The sequence below is a fragment of the Eubacterium limosum genome (assembly GCF_000807675.2).
In the GTDB taxonomy this organism is placed as follows: domain Bacteria; phylum Bacillota; class Clostridia; order Eubacteriales; family Eubacteriaceae; genus Eubacterium; species Eubacterium limosum.
In genome coordinates this window covers 4,237,923-4,256,658 of sequence record NZ_CP019962.1, presented here as the reverse complement: position 1 = coordinate 4,256,658, position 18,736 = coordinate 4,237,923, and the positions used below count along the sequence as shown (strand labels likewise).

Here is an 18,736-nt window from a genome sequence, read left to right as displayed (position 1 = left end):
TGATCGTGAGTGCTACGAGTTTTAAATAAAAATATAGATTTAACTAAGAAAAAAAATTAGGGAGTTAAAACTATGAATCACATTGATCTGGATCATAAAACAATATTGATCACAGGTGCTGCGGGTTTTATCGGCTCGAATTTAGTGACAGAGCTGCTTCGTACAGTTCCATCTATATCCATTATCGGTATTGACAATATGAATGATTACTATGATGTGAGCATAAAAGCGTGGCGATTGGAGCAGATTGAAGCATTAGGTGGCAGATGGACTTTTGTAAGAGGAAATATTGCAGATAAGGAAATAATTGTTAATCTGTTTGAAAAATACAAACCAGAAATTGTGGTAAACTTTGCCGCCCAAGCGGGCGTACGCTACAGCATTACAAATCCAGACGTGTATATCGAGAGTAACCTGATTGGATTTTACAACATCCTTGAGGCATGCCGTCATTATCCAGTGGAACATCTGGTCTATGCTTCATCTTCATCCGTTTATGGTGTAAACCAAAAAGTTCCTTACAGTACAGAAGATAAAGTGGATAACCCAGTGTCGCTCTATGCTGCAACAAAGAAATCCAATGAGTTGATGGCACATGCGTACTCAAAGCTCTATAACATTCCGTCTACAGGACTTCGATTTTTTACCGTTTACGGCCCCGCCGGCAGACCAGATATGGCTTATTTCAGCTTCACAAATAAACTGAGAGCCGGGGAAAGCATCAAGATATTCAACTATGGAAATTGCCTGAGAGACTTTACTTATGTGGATGATATTGTCGAGGGTGTAAAAAGAGTGATTCAGGGTGCGCCAGATAAAAAAAACGGTGAAGATGGTCTGCCAATTCCGCCGTATGCTGTCTATAATATCGGAAATTCAAAACCTGAAAATCTTTTAGATTTTGTACAAATTTTGTCCGAAGAATTGGTGAAAGCAGAAGTATTACCAGATGATTATAACTTTGAAAATCATAAAGAGCTTGTGGCAATGCAGCCCGGTGATGTGCCAGTTACATACGCGGATACGAGTGAATTAGAGAGCACTTTTGAATTCAAACCGAATACCGATTTGCGTACTGGTCTGAGAAGATTCGCAGAATGGTACAAAGTCTTTTATAAAGTATGACGAACAAACAAAGAAATAAAAGGAACAGATAGAATATGAAAAAGAAAATTGCGGTTGCTGGAACAGGGTATGTGGGGCTCTCAATCGCCACACTGCTGGCACAACATAATGAAGTCACTGCCGTTGATATTATTCCAGAAAAGGTAGATCAGATTAATGCGGGTATAAGCCCAATTCATGATGATTATATTGAAAAATTTTTAAAAGAAGAAAAGCTTAATCTGACAGCGACTCTGGATGGAGAAAACGCCTATAAAAATGCTGAAATTGTGGTTGTTGCGGCTCCAACGAATTATGACAGCAAAAAAAACTTTTTTGATACTTCTGCTGTCGAAGCAGTGATTGAAATGGTCTTGAGCGTGAATCCTGAGGCAATGATGGTCATTAAGTCCACCATTCCCGTTGGTTATACAGAAAGCATCCGAGATAAGTGCAGAACTAAAAATATCATCTTTAGCCCAGAGTTCCTCAGGGAATCAAAGGCACTGTACGATAATCTTTACCCATCACGTATTATTGTAGGCTGCGATGAAGAGAGTAAAGAAAAAGCCGAGTCCTTCGCCCAGCTGCTAGCAGAAGGTGCGATAAAAGATAATATTGATGTATTATTCATGGGATTTACAGAAGCAGAAGCAGTCAAACTCTTTGCCAATACCTATCTGGCTTTACGGGTCTCATATTTCAATGAGCTTGATACCTACGCAGAAATGAAGGGATTAGATACCAAAAAGATTATTGAAGGTATTTGCCTGGATCCGCGAATTGGCACACATTATAACAATCCATCTTTCGGATACGGTGGCTATTGTCTGCCGAAAGACACAAAGCAGCTTCTCGCAAACTATCAGGATGTTCCGCAGAACATGATCTCTGCAATTGTAGAAAGCAATCGAACCCGGAAAGATTTTATTGCAGACCGGGTTTTAGAGATCGCCGGAGCTTATGAAGCGAATGACAATTGGAACAGAGGTAAAGAGAAAGAAGTCATCGTGGGCATTTATCGCCTGACCATGAAAAGCAATTCAGACAATTTCCGCCAGAGTTCTATTCAGGGAATCATGAAACGTATTAAGGCAAAAGGCGCTACTGTAATAATTTATGAACCGGTTCTTAAAGATGGAGAAACTTTCTTTGGTTCAATCGTAATCAATGATTTAGAGGCTTTTAAAACCAAAAGTTCCTGCATCCTTGCGAACCGCTATGATCCTTGTCTGGATGATGTGGTCGAAAAAGTCTATACGAGAGATCAATTCAAAAGAGACTAAATTGTGATTTTGTATGGAACTGCTATCTTTTATTTTGCTATCAAGATAACGGTGTAAAACTTAGAGAAAAAGTGATAGCAATATTTAACAGATACAACCAAGAAAAAATTTGTTTTATACGGGTTTCGAGAGTCTGGGTCAAGTTCCGATCATGAAATTTTCTATGGATTATACATTAGATTCGAGAATCAAAGAGATTAAGATGACTTCTTGAATACGCTGAATTGACACACAATATAGAGTGGAAAAGTGAATGGAGGAAATTAACAAATTGACCAGGCTCGGTGTAAATGCTATCGGTGGGCTAATGGTCATTTTTTGTTCTTCATGAGCGTAAGAAACGATATAAATATCTGTATAAAAGTTAGCACAGATTTCAAATACAAGCAAGAATAAAAATAAGCAAACTAACAGCGAACAAGAGGATTGAATATGTTTAATTCAGGAAGTTATCAGTTTGAAAATTTGAAAATAAAATTTATCGATAATTATATAATAGGGACAACCAAGAGAAAGCTTTGATTTTACAAGGGTTTTGGAAGTCTAGGTCATATCCGATTTTGTTTTTTCTGGATTGTGAAGTGGATTTTGAGAACCTGAGAGGTTAAGATGGCTTCTTGGGTACTCTGGATTGATCTGCGATTAGAGTGATAGAAAAATATTGAACGGAGGAAATGGCCAGATTCACCGCAGGATTGTGGTGGATTATTGGTCGTTTTTTTGACCAAAACAATTATGAATAAAATCTAAAATTTTGAGATAAAGTACATCATAGAATTTTTAATGATAAAGAATAAAAAATAAATTGAGACAAAATAAAAAGCGAGGGAAATTAAAATGTTCAATCCAACGAATCATGAGTTTGAGAAATTTGAAAATAAAGTTTGGTTAAGCAGTCCGACTATGCATGGTTCAGAACTTGAATATATGACGGATGCATATCAGACAAACTGGATGTCCACTGTAGGCGCTAATATTAATGAGATAGAAAGACTTACCTGTGAAAAAATAGGCTGTAAATACGCAGTAGCTTTATCAGCAGGGACAGCTGCTTTACATATGGCAGTTAAGTTAGCAGGTGTAAAACCGTCGCAAAAAATTCTATCGAGTGATATGACGTTCGATGCAACGATTAACCCTGTTGTATATGAAGGTGGAGAACCTGTCTTTATTGATACGGAATATGATACTTGGAATATGGATCCAGTTGCGTTGAAAAAAGCGTTCGAATTATATCCAGATGCTAAAGTTGTTGTAGTAGCACATCTTTACGGTACACCTGGAAAGATTGATGAAATAAAAAAGATTTGTGACTTACATGGAGCAACAATTATCGAAGATGCAGCGGAGTCTTTTGGTGCTACATATAAAGGAAAACAGACAGGAGCTTTTGGAAACTATAATGCTATCAGTTTTAATGGAAATAAGATTATTACTGGAAGTGCAGGAGGTATGTTCTTAACTGATAGCTTAGAGGATGCTAATAAGATTCGTAAGTGGTCTACTCAGTCAAGAGAGAATGCACCATGGTATCAGCATGAAGAGCTAGGATATAACTATAGAATGAGTAATGTGATTGCTGGAGTTGTTAGAGGTCAGTTACCTTATCTTGATGAGCATATTGCACAGAAAAAAGCTATCTATGAAAGATATAAAGAAGGATTAAAAGACTTACCTGTATCCATGAATCCTTTTGATGCTGAGAAGAGCGTACCAAACTACTGGCTGTCTTGTATGATCATCAATCCTGAAGCAATGTGTAAACAGGTAAGGGGAGAGCAAGAAGTTCTTTATACTCCAGAAGCTGGAAAGAGCTGTCCTACAGAAATTCTAGATGCTATCGCAAGTATCAATGCAGAAGGTAGACCAATTTGGAAACCGATGCATATGCAGCCAATCTATCGTATGAATGGATTTGTAACTAGAGAAGGTGACGGCAGAGCAAAAACGAATGCATACATATCAGGTGGTTTAGTTGGTGCGGATGGAAATCCTTTAGATGTCGGAATGGACATCTTCCATAGAGGATTATGTTTACCAAGTGACAATAAGATGACAGCAGAACAGCAGGATAGAATTATAGAAGTGATTAGAGCTTGTTTTGAATAAATGGTATTTAGGAGAGAATACGGTGTCTAAAAAGAAAATAATCGGGATAATTGCTGGAGGAACTGTGGCTGTTACAGCAGTTGCCGCACATATATTAAAAAGGCGAGCAAATAAACTTGTATATAAAGCAAACGCTATGAATTCAATTTCCACCAGAAAAATGGGGTTCTATGAAAAATATGTAAAACGTGCTATGGATGTAGTATGTGCAGGAAGTGCAATCATCGTGTTTAGTCCTTTATATGTAATTGTTGCTTTATTGGTGAAATTTAAGTTAGGGTCCCCAGTATTGTTCACTCAGGATAGGCCAGGACTCATTGAATCAGATGGTAAAGAAACAATTTTCAAGATGTATAAATTTCGCACAATGACTGATGAAAAGGATGAAGATGGCAATCTGCTTCCAGATGCTGTCAGATTAACTAAATTTGGGGCGTGGCTGCGTTCGACATCACTGGATGAGCTGCCAGAAGCTTTTAATATAGTAAATGGAACAATGTCCATCATAGGGCCTAGACCGCAATTAGTACGGGATATGACGTTTATGACAGATGAGCAGAGAATGCGTCATACGGCTAAACCAGGTCTCAGTGGATTGGCTCAAGTAAATGGGAGAAATGCAATTACTTGGGAAGAGAAATTACAATTGGATTTAAAATACTTAGAAAGAATCAGTTTTACTGGTGATGTCAAAATAATTTTGGATACTGTTAAAAAGGCTTTTTTAAAGCAAGAGGGTATTGTTCAAGAGGATATGCCCACAGCTGAAGATTTTGGAGATTATTTATTAAGAACAGAACAAATTGATAACGAATTATATGCCGATAGGCAGCAATCAGCTAAACAATTATTAAATAGAAGCAATGAAATAATAGGAAGTGAAGAAAATCTACAAATGATTAAGGATGAAGCGACATCTAAAAAGTACAGTGTTTTAATGTCTTTATATAAAAAAGAAAATCCAGAGTATTTAAAAATAGCATTAGACAGCATGATAAATCAAACTGTAAAGCCAGATGAGATTATTTTAGTTGAAGATGGACCGCTTACGGATGAACTATATACGGTTTTAAATGAGTACAATCAATATCTCCATAGAATAAAAAATGAAACTAATTTAGGATTAGGCCTTGCATTAAATGTTGGATTAAAAGAATGTAGAAATGAATTAGTAGCTAGAATGGATACGGATGATTGCTCTAAACCTGATCGTTGTGAAAAACAGATGAAAAGATTTGAAGAAAAACCATATTTGTCTATTGTTGGTTCACATGTTGATGAATTTGTTGGCGATATATCAAATATTGTTTCAAAACGGACAGTTCCGACAACCTCAAAAGAAATATATAACTTTGCAAAAAAGAGATCTGCGTTTAATCATCCAGCAGTAATGTATCGCAAGAGCAAGGTTCTTGAACAGGGCGGATATGCAGACTTAAAGAGAAATCAGGATGTTGATTTATTTGGTAGAATGCTATATTCAGGCGATAAAGCAGAAAATATTGACGAATCTCTTTTGTGGTTTAGAAGCTCAGATGAGCTTGCGAAGAGAAGGAAAAGTTGGCAGAATACTTGGAGTTATATTGCAACAATACGTAAATTCTGGAAAATGGGATACTCTTCATTTTTTGATTATGCGTTTGTTGGAATTGCCCAGACAGGAATGTACGTGATGCCAATAAAAGTTCAGAACTTATTGTATAAAAAATATTTGAGGAATTGATAGGATGAATAAAAATTTATTTTTAGTTTTTAGTAAGAAACTTTATTTTTATAGGATCTGTATAGATAAAAATAATAAGTGCGAACAAATTTTTAATAGTAATAGGATATTGTTTTTTGTTGCACACGTATTTAGAAAAATCGGATTAAATGTACCGTTTTTCTTACTAGGATCCTGGAAAAATAATATATCCAATTGTAAATGCATAGTTATAACAGACTATGCATATTTTCCTGGTGTAAAAAAGATTATAGAAAAGAAAAACCCTAATTGTAAAGTCTTGTTTTACTATATGAATCGTATTGACAAATTAAAACAACAGTATTTGTCAATAGATGAAATTATTCATGCGTTTGGGACAAATAATATTTATACATATGACAACAATGATGCACAAAGATATAAAATAAATTATAGAGGTTTAATGTATAAGCCATTTAATATCAACATATCAAATAATGAATACGTTTCGGATTTTATCTATATTGGTAGAAATAAATCTAGAGGAAATGACATTTTTGTATTATACGAACAATTGAAATCCAAATATATTTGTAATTTCAAGATTTTGGATTATGACGGGGAAATTGGAACAAAAAAGTTTATTGATTATAAAGATTATCTAATGGAATTGTATGATTCTAAGGTTATTGTAGATTTTGATCCGGATTTTCATGAATCGATTAATTTACGTGTGTTAGAAGCACTTTTTTATGATAAAAAATTAATAACAAATAACATCGCAATAAAAGCATTAAATATATATGAATTGATTAAGGAGAATATAATGATTGTTGATTTTAATAATGTTGATATGAGGGAAATAGAATTATTTATCAAAAAAAGTATTACAAATATTCCATATTCTGTAAAGGAAAACTATGAATTTGAAAATTGGCTAGGTGAATTATGCAAAATGTGAATGAATCAGTAACAATAATCATCCCATCACATAGCAATTATATGGATGTATGTAAAATCTTTTTAAAACTATTAGAGAAAAACTGGCTAAACTGCAGATTTAATGTAATTATTTCAGTTTTTGGAGAAAAGCCAGAAGATTTTAATAAATCTGACAATGTTAAATTATTGTATTGGGGTAAAAAATCAAATTTGGTGCAATGTATTATATCTGCTGCAAAAACAGTTGAAAATAATTATTATATGAGTATTCTGGCAGATTCTTTGATTTCGGACAAAATAGATGAAGAACAGATTCAATTATTTATAAAAGAATTACATGAAAATGATATTGAATACTGTAATCTATATCCGAGAAAATCCTCCTATACTAATAGAGACTTAATAAGAAATATATATTGTGATGAAAGATACGGAGTAAATTTCGCAGCATTTGCTTTTGATAATAAGTTTATTTCAAATACACTATCTAAATTTACAAGTGATATGCAATTTGAAGAGTATTTTTTAAACCAAAGTCATTACGGAAAACAAGGGCATTGTATTCCTAATTATTACGTTTTACAAAAGAATATTTTTTCGTTTAAGCATGGAGTGTATCAAGGTAAGTGGCTAAGAGATAGTTACAAATTTTTAAAAGAAGAAAAACTTTTGGACTTAACAAATCGCGAATGTATTTCCTTGAAAAGATATTTGTTTTTTCGTGCAGTTGCTATTATAGAATCAGTAATTCCGGCAAGAATGCTTATCAAATTAAAGCTGGTATTGATTAAATTAGGATTTAAGTTTGCAAGTGATAAATAATAAGTGAGGAATTTAAATTATGAAAGGTGTTTTTTTTGCTGAGGGATTAGAGTTAGATAAAGCAAAACAATATGGTATTGAAAAAAAAGTTATAAGTCAAATTAAATATTTAAGAAAAATTGGGAATTTGAGCGTTTTAAGTATTAATCCAGAAAGAAGCTTGTTAGATGATATATTATTCATATGTCCGTTGATTAAAAGCAGAAGAGAAATTGAAAGATATAAACTATTAGATTACATTGACTCAAATACTGATTACATTTATATAAGAAGACCCACTCTTACGAACGCTTTTTATCAATTATTAAGTAAGATTAAAAAAGAATATAAGGATATTGTAATAATACTTGAAATACCAACGTATCCATTTCATAAAGAGTATCAAGGGCTGTCAAAAATTTTAATAGTTAAAAGTATTATTTGTGAAAAGAAAATGAATCGTGTGATAGATAAAATAATGACATATTCAAATGATAAACAAATTTGGGGTATTGATTGCATTAATGCTTCAAATTGCGTTGAATATGATATGATTGAGAGCAGAAGTTTATCATATCAAGTTATTCCTAACTATATAAGGCTAACATTTGTTGCAAATCTTATGTACTGGCACGGCGTTGATAGAATTGTCAAAGGAATTTTGAATTATCATGGCGACTACGTGGTCGTTCTTAATGTTGTTGGAGCTGGACAAGAACTTAAAAATTTAAAAATATTAGCAGATAACGATCGAAGAATTATATTTCATGGACCTAAATCAGGGGATGAACTTACAAAAATCTTTAATGAAACTGATATAGCGGTAGATGCATTAGGAAGACATAGATCAGGAATATTATATAATAGCTCATTAAAAAGTAAAGAATATGTTGCAAGAGGTATACCAGTTGTTTCAGCGGTAAAAACTGAATTAGATAGTCTAACAGATTTTCCTTATTATTTAAAATTACCTGCAGATGATTCGGATATAGAGATAGATGCTATAATTAAATTTTATGAAAAAATTTATTTAAATAAAAACGCTCAGATGATTACTTTGAATATTAGAAATTATACAAAAAAACTATTCGATTATGAATTTGGTTTTGAAAGACCAGTTAAAAAATATTTAAATAAAAAAAGGTGCGTTAAATAATGGAAAATACTAAGAAAAGAAACAGTTATTTGGATATGTTGAAAGGACTTCTGATATTAATTGTTGTTCTTAGACACATTTTCCAAATTGCAGCGCAAAATAGTGATACAGATTATTTGTGTAATCTTATGGCGATTATAGAGATGCCATTGTTTATTGCTATTTCAGGCTATTTTTGTTTGCCTAAATTAAATTGTTATGATACTGAATTTAGTGTTATAAATAAGATGAAAAAAATCTCTAAGGGTTATATTATACCTTTTTTAAGTTTCTATATTATTTTTAGACTGTTTTTTTATCAACAATATGATGGCATAAATTCAATATATGGTGTTTTTTTTAATATATCACAGAGTTTGTGGTATTTATTTGCGATTTGGATGTTAAATTTATTTTCTATAATTGCATATGTGATTTCAAGAAAAATAAGGAACATGATAGTGTTTAGACTTATGCTGTTTTGTGTAATATATTTTGTTTTGGTTGGACTATTACTATTTATAGGGATAGTTGTCAATATTAATTTTTTAGGCTGTAAATTAATAGTATATTATAGTGTTTATTATATAGCAGGGTATTTATTTATGAATTATCAGGATCAAATTTTGTTAATATATAATAAAATTAATAATAGTTTACTATTAATTTCTATGTGTGTTTACTTTTTTGGTGGATATATGTTTAAAATAATGGCTATGCCAGATAATACGTTGTCCATTGCAATTAGGTTTATACTAGCGCTAACTGGAATTATTTTTTTCTTAAATTTCGCACATTATATTCATATAAAAAAAAGATTTAAGTTGTTAGAAAAAATAGGAATATTTACTTTAGAAATATACTATGTACATTCATTTTTAATGAATGCATTTGATATCAATAAAGCATTTGTTTTATTCTCGATGAACGGAATTGTTAATTCTATAATGTTAACATTATGTGTAGGTATATTGTGTCCTTTGATAATAGCAATTGTAAGACAAAGTAAATTAGCTAATTTGATTATTTTTGGCAGAGATACATACAAATTTAGATAGAGCTGGGAGACAGGAGATATGTGTTTTTTTATAATATTTGATTTTTCACTAGTCTTATTTATTGTTATTTCATATCATGTATGGAAAAAAATCGTTAATCCCATATCGATTATCAATGTGATTTTTCTGGTTTGGATGATTGTTGGTAGAATAGGATATCTTGATCAGTACATACCTTCATTTGACTCATCATATTTTATACAAATAAATATTATAATTATAGATGTAGCTATAATTCTGGGATATGGATTAAAGGAAATTAAGATTAGCCGAAAAAATAATAAAAGTATTAAATTTGATTCGTGCAGAATGTTTGTTTGGTTAAGACGTATTTCCTTTCTGATAAGTATCGCAATACTATTTAATATGATTATATGTGTAATAACAGGTAGACTACTATTAACTAATGTTCGGAATATTAGTTATAGTATCGCTTTTGGCGGGACAGACTATACACAGATTTATTTTAACAGTGTTATTTATTATATTTATCAATATTTTGTAAGAGGTTTTGCTTTTTTTGATTTAACATTTAGCTTTGCATTGTTATTAAAGACGCATCAGAGGTTACCAATGTTATCAGTTTTAAATTTTATTTTATATATCATTATTATGCAAAGCAGGATTGAATTTTTAAAAATTGTTGTTTTTATGCTGATATTTTTAGGATATTCAAAAATAAAGCTTTCTAAAACGCAAAAAAAAATTTTAAAAAGAGCTATTGTAATTATTGGAGTAGCCGTATTGATGATATTTAGTTTTAGATCTAGTAATAGTGAGAAAAGTGTAATACAAAATACCATAGATAGTTTTGTTGTCGATTTCTCAGGATCGAATTATATGTTTTCTCAATTCTTTGAACAATACAATGCCGGACAGAGATTAATTGATTCTCCAATAATTTTGAAGTATTTGGGTGGTTTTGGACTTTTAATTGAATACGTACTTTCAGTGTTTGGAATGAAATTTAATCACGATGTTGTAAGTACATATTTAGGGCAAGGTTATAATATAGGTTCTTCAACACACTACAATGCGTTTTACACAATATACTTCGAATTTATGAACTCTGGAGGGTATTTAGGATGTTTTATATTTTCATTAGTTTTTGGTATTCTGATAGGATATTCATTTAAACGAATGAACGAAAAAGACAATACAAAAAGAACGTATACTGCTTCCTTTTTGACATTTATTATTGCTATGGGCACATATAATTACATAATTGCAGGAATAAATGCATTAGTAATTATTTCATGTTTACTTATCGCTGATAATAATAGAAAACAGAATAAGGTTTGAGAAAGATAGGGTATTAAATTGCATAAAAGAGTAGAATGGATAGACATTACAAAAGGAATACTAATTGCATTAATTGTTTTAGGACATGTTATTTCAGATAATGCTAATCACCTACAAACATGGATATATTCCTTTCATGTTTGTGGCTTCTTTATAATTAATGGGTTGCTAAAAGCAAAATATAAATTTGAAGATAATAATTATTCTTTAAAAGATGTCGTAATAAAGCAAAAAAGTATATATATCTTATATCTAGTATTCAGCCTTATTTTTTTTGCTAGAGTATTACTCCAAGCGAGATTAGGAATGTATAATGCTAATGAAATTAAAACCTTTGTTTTACATATTATTTCTTTTAATGGAGAAGGTGTGTTATGGTTTCTTCCTGTATTTTCGATAACTGAAATTGTTTTATATATAGTCGTAAAATATAGGCGTATTGTACTTCCAATCTATATTACTGCATTAGCAGTTGCTATTTACTTTGCTGTTTCAATAGAATGGAATAATATTCTTCAAATTGATAGTTATCCTATATTATTTGGGGTACTGCTAATAAGGTGTTCTATTGCGAGTTCTTTTTCAATAATTGGTTACTATTTTGAAAAAAGCAATTTATTTAATTCAAAAATTATATATATAGGTATTGGCTCGGTACTGGCATTTATCAATGGAAATGTAGATTTAAATAACCTTCGCTTTGGAAACATAGTTTTGTACTATATTTTCTCTATATTAGGCACTTTTTTTATTATTGGCATATCAAAATTTATTGAGAAAAAAGCTCTATACATGAAAAAAATACTAACTCTTTGGGGACGCAATTCTTTGATAATTATGCTCACGCATGCAATACTACTAATCTATCAAACATACAATATTATTTTTGTGAAATTCGTGAATAATGAGTTCTTGAGAATACTTTTTGTTTTTTTTATGACTATGATAACAGAGACCTATTTGATTATAGTATTCAACAAGATAATATTTTATTTGGAAGGAAAATATGTTAAAAATCAAAGGACAATCTATAAAAAGTAATTTTATATACAATACAATTTACCAGGTACTAGCAATAATTGTACCATTGATTACTACACCATATTTGTCGAGAGTATTGGGGGCGGACAAAATAGGTGTGTTCTCTTATGCGTTTTCAATCGTATACTATTTTGGCTTATTTGCAATGTTAGGTGTCAATAATTATGGAAATAGAAGCATAGCTGCAGTCAGAAACGATGAGGAAAAAAGATCCAAAACATTTTGGAGTATATACTTATTCCAATTGTGCTGTGGAAGTTTCATGATAGTTCTATATTCGATATACGTTTTGTTTTTCAGTGATGAAAAATTAGTTAGTTGGATTATGATACTTTACATAATTGCCTCGACGTTTGACATAAATTGGTTCTTTTTTGGAATGGAGCAATTTAAGTTGACAACAATTAGAAATGCGTTTGTAAAGATTTTTACTGTAATAGGAATCTTTACTTTAGTGAAAAAACCATCGGATATTTATTTGTATGCGTTGATATATGTGTTAAGTCAATTACTTTCGCAAATTATTCTTTGGACAGTTATACGAAACTACATAGAAAAATGCAAAGTTTGTTTGCAGGATATCATGCAACATATTAAACCGAACATAGTTTTATTTATACCTGTTTTAGCCGTAAGCTTATATAAGATAATGGATAAAATAATGCTCGGTTCTATGGTTTCAAAAACAGAAGTAGGATACTATGAAAGTAGTGAACGAGTTATTCAGGTTCCGATAGCATTGATTAATTCACTGGGAACGGTTATGCTACCAAGAATATCTTATTTACTTGCCAATAATGAAAAAAGTGAGAGTGAGAAGTACCTAAGAAAATCACTAATTTTTGCTTCGTTTTTATCGGCATCTATGGGATTTGGTATTATGTCAGTTGCTAAAGAGTTTGTACCAATTTTTTATGGAGAGGGATTTGAAAAATGTATTCTAATATTTCAGGTGTTAATTCCGAGTTGTTTTTTTCTTGCTATTGCCAATGTGATTAGAACACAATACTTAATACCCTATAAATTAGATATGGTATACACCATTTCAATTGTAATTGGAGCAGTTGTTAATTTTTTTATTAATCTAATGTTAATATCAAAGTTGCAATCTGTTGGTGCTGGAATAGGTACGCTCTGTGCGGAAGCTTCCGTTTGTGTAATACAATGTTTTTTTGTGAGAAAAAAAATAAATTTAATAAAATATATTTTTGATATCATACCATATTTTAGTGCAGGAATTATTATGTATATAGTAATCTATAATTTTACGTTATACAATAATTCAAGAATATTCGTATTAGTTGTAAAAGTTGTGGTTGGTGTTTTAATATATATGGCTGTATTATGGGTTATTCAGATGATAAAAAAAATAATTAAAAAGAAAGTTGAGTGATAAAGTATCCCATAATGGAATTTGAGGTTTACGGGGAGAAGATGGAGGCTATTCATGTGCTTTCAGGATATACTCATAATATCATTAATCTTTCGGATACCCAGGACTTGGTTACTGTTATGTGGGCCAATGAGCAGTTTGACCCGGAACATTCAGATACATTTTTGAGCCAGTGGATGTACAGGAATGAATACAAAAATAAGAACAGTTTATTCAAATGTTAAATGACAGGAGAATGGAAAATTAAAGATACTCATCATCGTCGGCACTCTCCCGGAAATTATTCATTTCTCATCAACAATTAATAAGTGCAGAAAATATTTTGGTTGTGTTCTTGCTCATACAGGCTAGAATTATGATTATAATCTGAATGGTGTGTGTTTCCATGATCAGAAACTTGCTGATCCGGAAGTTTATATGGATGCAGTGGAAGATGATCTTAGAGCAATAGTTAGCAATATCATCAACTGCTCTTACAAGCTGCTGATTTTGTGAGACACCAATTCCTGTCTGTCAGCTATAGCAGCGAAGCGTCTTCATATTACGATTTTTCATATGAAAGCCGGAAATCGTTGTGAGGATGAGTGCCTGCCGGAAGAAACAAATCGCCGGATCGTGGATATAATTTCTGATGTAAGTCTTGCGTATTCCGAACATGCAAGCCATTATCTAGCAGAATGCGGACTGCCAAAGGAGTGCACTTATGTGACCGGCTCACCCATGGCAGAGGTGCTTCATGAGAACTTGGAGGCAATTGAAAGATCTGGAAGAACTGGTAAGTACGAAAGTGGTGAAAATTATTCAAAGCTATACAAATGTTATTAATAAATTCGTATGGCGTAAAGAGGATTAATATAGTCAAAAAAATAAAGCAATACAAAAAACAAATAGATGGTTTCCGGGACACATCCCCAATCAACCGGCATGCGGGCGCATTCGCGCTCAGCATGCCGGTTTTATCTTTTTGTCAAAAGCATTCAGAAAGGCGGTGATTCCCTTGGTGCCTGCACCAGGATGATGGGGTTGGAAATGTATGGACGGTCATGTTGGAATGAAATAATAATAAAAAGGAGTATTTAAAACAAAAAATGAAATCGATAACAGAATTAAAATACGAATCCCTTCCCATGGGCTTCGACAATGGGCAGGTCAGGCTGACAGATGAGAACATCGGCAAGATTTTGCGGTTTTCGGGCGCGCCGCTGGGGCTTTTGCGGTGCTGTGAGGCAAAGGGAAGCGGCACGGTGGTGCTGTATGGGGATGGACAGGCCTTTATCATCCCGGTGGAGACCAGCTATTTTCTGGACTGTATCGGGGAGTATCTGGATATGAACATGGCAAGACGGCGAAAGACTACCATGGGGCTGGTGGGCAAGAAAAGCAACAACGTCATTTTTCTGGGGGCGGGGCTTGAGTATATTCCTGTCAGGGTGGATGTGCCTTGGGTGAGCGCAAAACAGTTCAGCTATCTTAACTGGCACGCGGTATACAGGGGGCATGACCGCAGGGCCAGAGCGCTGGTCACAGCTCCGGGCCTTGTGATCCCTTATCGGCAGAGGCCTGGCAGAGTGCAGGAAAAGCTGGACGAGGGCTGGCGCGTCCGAGAAATGTTTATCGAGCGGCACTGGCCGGTTTACGGAGAATGGCTGCACTGTAAAAACTGCGGGATTCAAAGTGTATGCCTTGAGTGGCATCATCAAGCAGCGTCTCCCAACGAAGCTTTTTCGGTTTTACCGGAAGCGCATAAAATAAATAATTGTTCCTCAGAAATACAGAGGTTTACAATGGTTTAAAAAAACGATAATTTTTAAACTTTAAAGAGAAAAATATTGCCATAAAAAGGCATAAAACGCGGCGTTTTATGTTTTTTTACTGCTTATCATCCCCTGGAGGCGAGATGCTCTTTCTCAAAAAAACACTATAATTAAACCTAACGTCAGCGCTGGCGAAAGTAACCGAAAGGAAATGGTATGAACGAAGATTTAAAAAGAAATGTGTTTTATGAAGAGCCCTGGTATGATTTAAAGCAGATGTCTGAGGGCTGCAAAGAATGCGCTTACCGGGCAGATGAAACACACTGTGGGTTGTACTGCCGCTTTTTAGACGTGCAGGGGCAATGCCGATGCTTTCACAAGGAGGGAGAGCCCTTTGTGAGCCGCAAAATCGAGCGGGAAATGAGCGATATTGAAAAGCGTCTGCTCAGGGCACAGACGCCAGATTTCAAGGAGGTGCGAATGATCTGGCTGAACAATATTTGGCTCATCGAGGATCCGCTGCTCTACAATGTACACGACATGGGGAATGTTTTTGGCTTTGAGTTCCATGAAACAGAAATGTTTCTGCTTAAACATATCAAAAAGCAGGATTTTCTCCAGATGCTGGTGCCTCGGCGGGATAATGGCCCCCGAGACTTTTACATGACGGCTGACGGCGTGCGGCGGATGGCCCTTGTGGGCTTTGAAAAGGCTGAAGCCGAGGAGCGGATGCGTTTCTTTAGCAATGATTGGAAGTGGATCAGCCGGACTTATTTTAAATGGATGCCGCAGATGGCAAAGCGTTTTTTCGGCGGCCTGTCTTTATTGAATGTATAATAACCGGAGGTAGAACAAGATGAACAACCCCATTTTAGCAACTTTGGAACAGTGTTTTGGAAGTGATTCTCATAAACTGCGAGTATATACCGATCTTTACGAGGAGGGCAGTCAGAGCTATTTTGTCCTGAAAGAAATCGGCAGTTACATGGGCTGTAAAAACTATCACAGATTTTTGAAAAAACTGCCGGCGTCAGCGGTACAGAAACGATTGATTAAGAATAGCGGCGGGCGTATGCACAAAATGCTGCTGATCAGTGAGGAGGGGGTTTGGGCTCTGTTAAAACACCATGATCATAAGGCGGCCACAGGGTTTAGGCGATACCTTGAAACCTGTGTGATCCCCGTGATACGGCGTGAGATTGACACAGCCCGGATCATGCTGCCTGAAAGTGAAAACACCCACAAGGATCAGGAGGAAAAAGAGAATATGGAGGAGGCCATCCGGATGCTCTCAAGCGCTCTGGCTTTCCAGGTCATTAAAAATCAGGAGCTTGAAACGCGGCTCGAAATAGTGGAAGAGCGCCTTTTGCAAACAGCAGCTGCCTGAGGGGCCTCATGAACTTTTTTTCGGAGCTGGAGGCTTTCATCGAATGGCAATCCGATCTGCCTGCAGACCGAAAGCTTTCGGAGGGAGCCGTGGCGCTTTGGATTTACCTGCTTTACCGGTGCAACTGCTGCGCGCTGCCGTCCATTGATGGACGGTGGCTGTGGCGGGTGGAGTTCTTTGTGCGGCCAGAGGGCATCGAGCACTTCTTTGGGCGGAGCGAACGCAATATCCGCCGCTACCGCAAGGAGCTGGTAGACGCCGGGCGGCTGAAATATCAGAAGGCGGTTAAAAACCGGCGCAAGGGACTTTATACCCTGGTTCCCTTTGCCGATAACGTGGCGCCCACACGCCTGAAGAATCTGGCGGATGAAACAGTGTCGGTTTTTGGCCTTGTGGATAAGTACGCCGGATAGGGTAAAGCGGCCAGATATGACCGCAATGTGGACAAAAAGAGCCATATTGCGGCAACATGGCGGACACAGGTGTCCGCCATTAGTAATATTATAAATAATATTATATATTAATCTTTATTAATTCAGGAGGTGCGTTTGTACACAAATCGATACGGAGCAGGAAGACCCTGCACAGGGCGGATAAGACCCTACACAGTGGAAGCGGCCTGCCGGGTGCGCAAGGTGCTGCCGGCCAGGAGCCGCGAGGAGGCTGAGGATTTCTTTTACGAGGAAGCTGGCGCGGTGGAGGATCATTTCCCCGAGGCTGTTTTGGAGATTGTATCCATTTGCGAGGGCGAGTAAAGGAGGGTGTGTTTGAGTAAAAAATACGCAGAGATCGGTGTGTTGGTCACAAGGGCTCAGGCGGGAAGCAAGGCGGCAGCGGAAACGCTGCTGCTGACCTTTAAACCGCTGATTTTAGCCACCATTAGCGAGTATGTTTACGATAAAGCCCAGCTGGAAGATGCCTATCAGGAGGCCTGCGTCCTTTTTATGGAGCGTTTAAAGGATTTTAAATCAGAGCAGCCCGGTTATTTTCCAGCCTATATCAAAAAACAGCTCTTTTACGCCTTTGTCCAGAGCGCCAAAAAACGACCGGGAACCTCGGTTCAGGCGGCGTTTTCGCTGGATGTAGAAACAGCGGAGGGCGCGAGCCTGGCAGAAGCGCTGCCGGCTGAGGAGAGCGCAGAGACCGATGAAAGACGGTGCGCGAGGGAAAAAAGAGAAGACCGCCACCGGGCTTTTTTAAAGCTGCGGGTGGCACAGCTGCCAAAGGCCCAGAAGGAGTGCATTGAAGCCCACTATTACAGGGGGCAGACCTACCGGGCCATCGCAAGGGACCGCGGCGTCAGCGAGCAGTGTGTGGCGAAGACCCTGAATAAAGCCATGAAGGGCCTGCGCAAAGCCTATGGTGTTTAGAAAACTTAAATAAAACTTAAATCCGGGTTGGGTGTTTTGGAAATTTGCCATATTGTAAGGTGTAAGGCAGCGCTGCCGGAATCTAACACAGGAGGAAAACAACATGGCAACCATTCAGAAAAGCGTGGAATCGGTGGGAATGAAGATCACCGTCAATTATGGAGAGAGGGATGGAAAAATCGTCAAAGGAAGCAAAACCTACGGCGATGTCAAGACTAGTGTAACGGACGATGCCTTTTTAGGCACTGCCAAAGCCATTACCGGCATGCAGGAGCCTATCAGGGAAAAGCAGGTAAAGGTGACAGCAGAGGATTTGGTGGAAGTGGCGTAGTGGACTTCCACAATTAAAAATTAATGGGCGAGGAACCAT

The 18,736-nt window shown here is 35.5% G+C and carries 19 protein-coding genes and 1 pseudogene; all 20 read left to right on the top strand.

All coding sequences use genetic code 11. The annotated features are described in order from the left end of the window. Positions 1 to 72 precede the first annotated feature (72 nt). Complete coding sequence (locus B2M23_RS20040) at positions 73 to 1,125, top strand: NAD-dependent epimerase/dehydratase family protein (protein WP_038351291.1); 1,053 nt, start codon at positions 73 to 75, stop codon at positions 1,123 to 1,125. 35 nt (positions 1,126 to 1,160) lie between these two features. Then, positions 1,161 to 2,390: a nucleotide sugar dehydrogenase gene (locus B2M23_RS20035; protein WP_038351292.1), complete on the top strand. Its 1,230-nt coding sequence runs from the start codon at positions 1,161 to 1,163 to the stop codon at positions 2,388 to 2,390. Between the two features lie 837 nt (positions 2,391 to 3,227). After that, entirely contained in the window at positions 3,228 to 4,499 is a 1,272-nt protein-coding gene (locus B2M23_RS20030; RefSeq protein ID WP_038351293.1) for a DegT/DnrJ/EryC1/StrS family aminotransferase, read from the top strand. Between the two features lie 22 nt (positions 4,500 to 4,521). Further along, positions 4,522 to 6,222 carry a sugar transferase gene (locus B2M23_RS21705; RefSeq protein ID WP_038351294.1) on the top strand — a complete coding sequence of 567 codons (1,701 nt, stop codon included), beginning with the start codon at positions 4,522 to 4,524 and terminating at the stop codon, positions 6,220 to 6,222. Between the two features lie 4 nt (positions 6,223 to 6,226). After that, the gene (locus B2M23_RS20020; RefSeq protein ID WP_038351295.1) at positions 6,227 to 7,144 is read left to right on the top strand and encodes a WaaS/CpsH family glycosyltransferase; all 918 of its coding nucleotides are present in this window, start codon (positions 6,227 to 6,229) and stop codon (positions 7,142 to 7,144) included. Further along, complete coding sequence (locus tag B2M23_RS20015; RefSeq protein ID WP_146209126.1) at positions 7,141 to 7,947, top strand: hypothetical protein; 807 nt, start codon at positions 7,141 to 7,143, stop codon at positions 7,945 to 7,947. Before B2M23_RS20020 ends, B2M23_RS20015 begins: the two co-directional genes overlap by 4 nt. A gap of 19 nt (positions 7,948 to 7,966) precedes the next feature. Continuing rightward, a complete protein-coding gene (locus B2M23_RS20010; protein WP_038351297.1) occupies positions 7,967 to 9,082 on the top strand; it encodes a glycosyltransferase family protein in 1,116 nt (371 codons plus the stop codon). Further along, positions 9,082 to 10,119 carry an acyltransferase family protein gene (locus B2M23_RS20005; protein WP_038351298.1) on the top strand — a complete coding sequence of 346 codons (1,038 nt, stop codon included), beginning with the start codon at positions 9,082 to 9,084 and terminating at the stop codon, positions 10,117 to 10,119. Before B2M23_RS20010 ends, B2M23_RS20005 begins: the two co-directional genes overlap by 1 nt. A gap of 18 nt (positions 10,120 to 10,137) precedes the next feature. Continuing rightward, on the top strand, positions 10,138 to 11,421 hold the full coding sequence (locus B2M23_RS20000; protein ID WP_038351299.1) for an O-antigen polymerase: 1,284 nt from the start codon (positions 10,138 to 10,140) through the stop codon (positions 11,419 to 11,421). An 18-nt stretch (positions 11,422 to 11,439) separates the two neighbouring features. Continuing rightward, entirely contained in the window at positions 11,440 to 12,462 is a 1,023-nt protein-coding gene (locus B2M23_RS19995) for an acyltransferase family protein (RefSeq protein ID WP_038351300.1), read from the top strand. Next, positions 12,428 to 13,855 (top strand): flippase, encoded by a 1,428-nt coding sequence (locus tag B2M23_RS19990; protein WP_038351301.1) that lies wholly within the window; start codon positions 12,428 to 12,430, stop codon positions 13,853 to 13,855. The genes B2M23_RS19995 and B2M23_RS19990 overlap by 35 nt, the downstream gene beginning before the upstream one ends. 14 nt (positions 13,856 to 13,869) lie before the next feature. Beyond that, complete coding sequence (locus B2M23_RS21875; RefSeq protein ID WP_479723702.1) at positions 13,870 to 14,079, top strand: polysaccharide biosynthesis C-terminal domain-containing protein; 210 nt, start codon at positions 13,870 to 13,872, stop codon at positions 14,077 to 14,079. Between the two features lie 25 nt (positions 14,080 to 14,104). Further along, positions 14,105 to 14,620, top strand: a pseudogene (locus B2M23_RS21870) (UDP-N-acetylglucosamine 2-epimerase); the annotation flags it as partial. A gap of 323 nt (positions 14,621 to 14,943) precedes the next feature. After that, positions 14,944 to 15,648, top strand: coding sequence for a hypothetical protein (locus B2M23_RS19975; RefSeq protein WP_038351303.1), 705 nt, complete (start codon positions 14,944 to 14,946; stop codon positions 15,646 to 15,648). A 177-nt stretch (positions 15,649 to 15,825) separates the two neighbouring features. Further along, a complete protein-coding gene (locus B2M23_RS19970) occupies positions 15,826 to 16,446 on the top strand; it encodes a hypothetical protein (protein WP_038351304.1) in 621 nt (206 codons plus the stop codon). A 19-nt stretch (positions 16,447 to 16,465) separates the two neighbouring features. Next, the gene (locus B2M23_RS19965; RefSeq protein WP_038351305.1) at positions 16,466 to 16,996 is read left to right on the top strand and encodes a BRO-N domain-containing protein; all 531 of its coding nucleotides are present in this window, start codon (positions 16,466 to 16,468) and stop codon (positions 16,994 to 16,996) included. An 8-nt stretch (positions 16,997 to 17,004) separates the two neighbouring features. Then, positions 17,005 to 17,409, top strand: coding sequence for a hypothetical protein (locus B2M23_RS19960; RefSeq protein WP_038351306.1), 405 nt, complete (start codon positions 17,005 to 17,007; stop codon positions 17,407 to 17,409). Between the two features lie 135 nt (positions 17,410 to 17,544). After that, a complete protein-coding gene (locus B2M23_RS19955; protein ID WP_038351307.1) occupies positions 17,545 to 17,751 on the top strand; it encodes a hypothetical protein in 207 nt (68 codons plus the stop codon). A gap of 12 nt (positions 17,752 to 17,763) precedes the next feature. Continuing rightward, positions 17,764 to 18,366 carry an RNA polymerase sigma factor gene (locus B2M23_RS19950; RefSeq protein WP_038351308.1) on the top strand — a complete coding sequence of 201 codons (603 nt, stop codon included), beginning with the start codon at positions 17,764 to 17,766 and terminating at the stop codon, positions 18,364 to 18,366. A 103-nt stretch (positions 18,367 to 18,469) separates the two neighbouring features. Continuing rightward, entirely contained in the window at positions 18,470 to 18,697 is a 228-nt protein-coding gene (locus B2M23_RS19945) for a DUF1659 domain-containing protein (RefSeq protein WP_038351309.1), read from the top strand. Positions 18,698 to 18,736 lie beyond the last annotated feature (39 nt).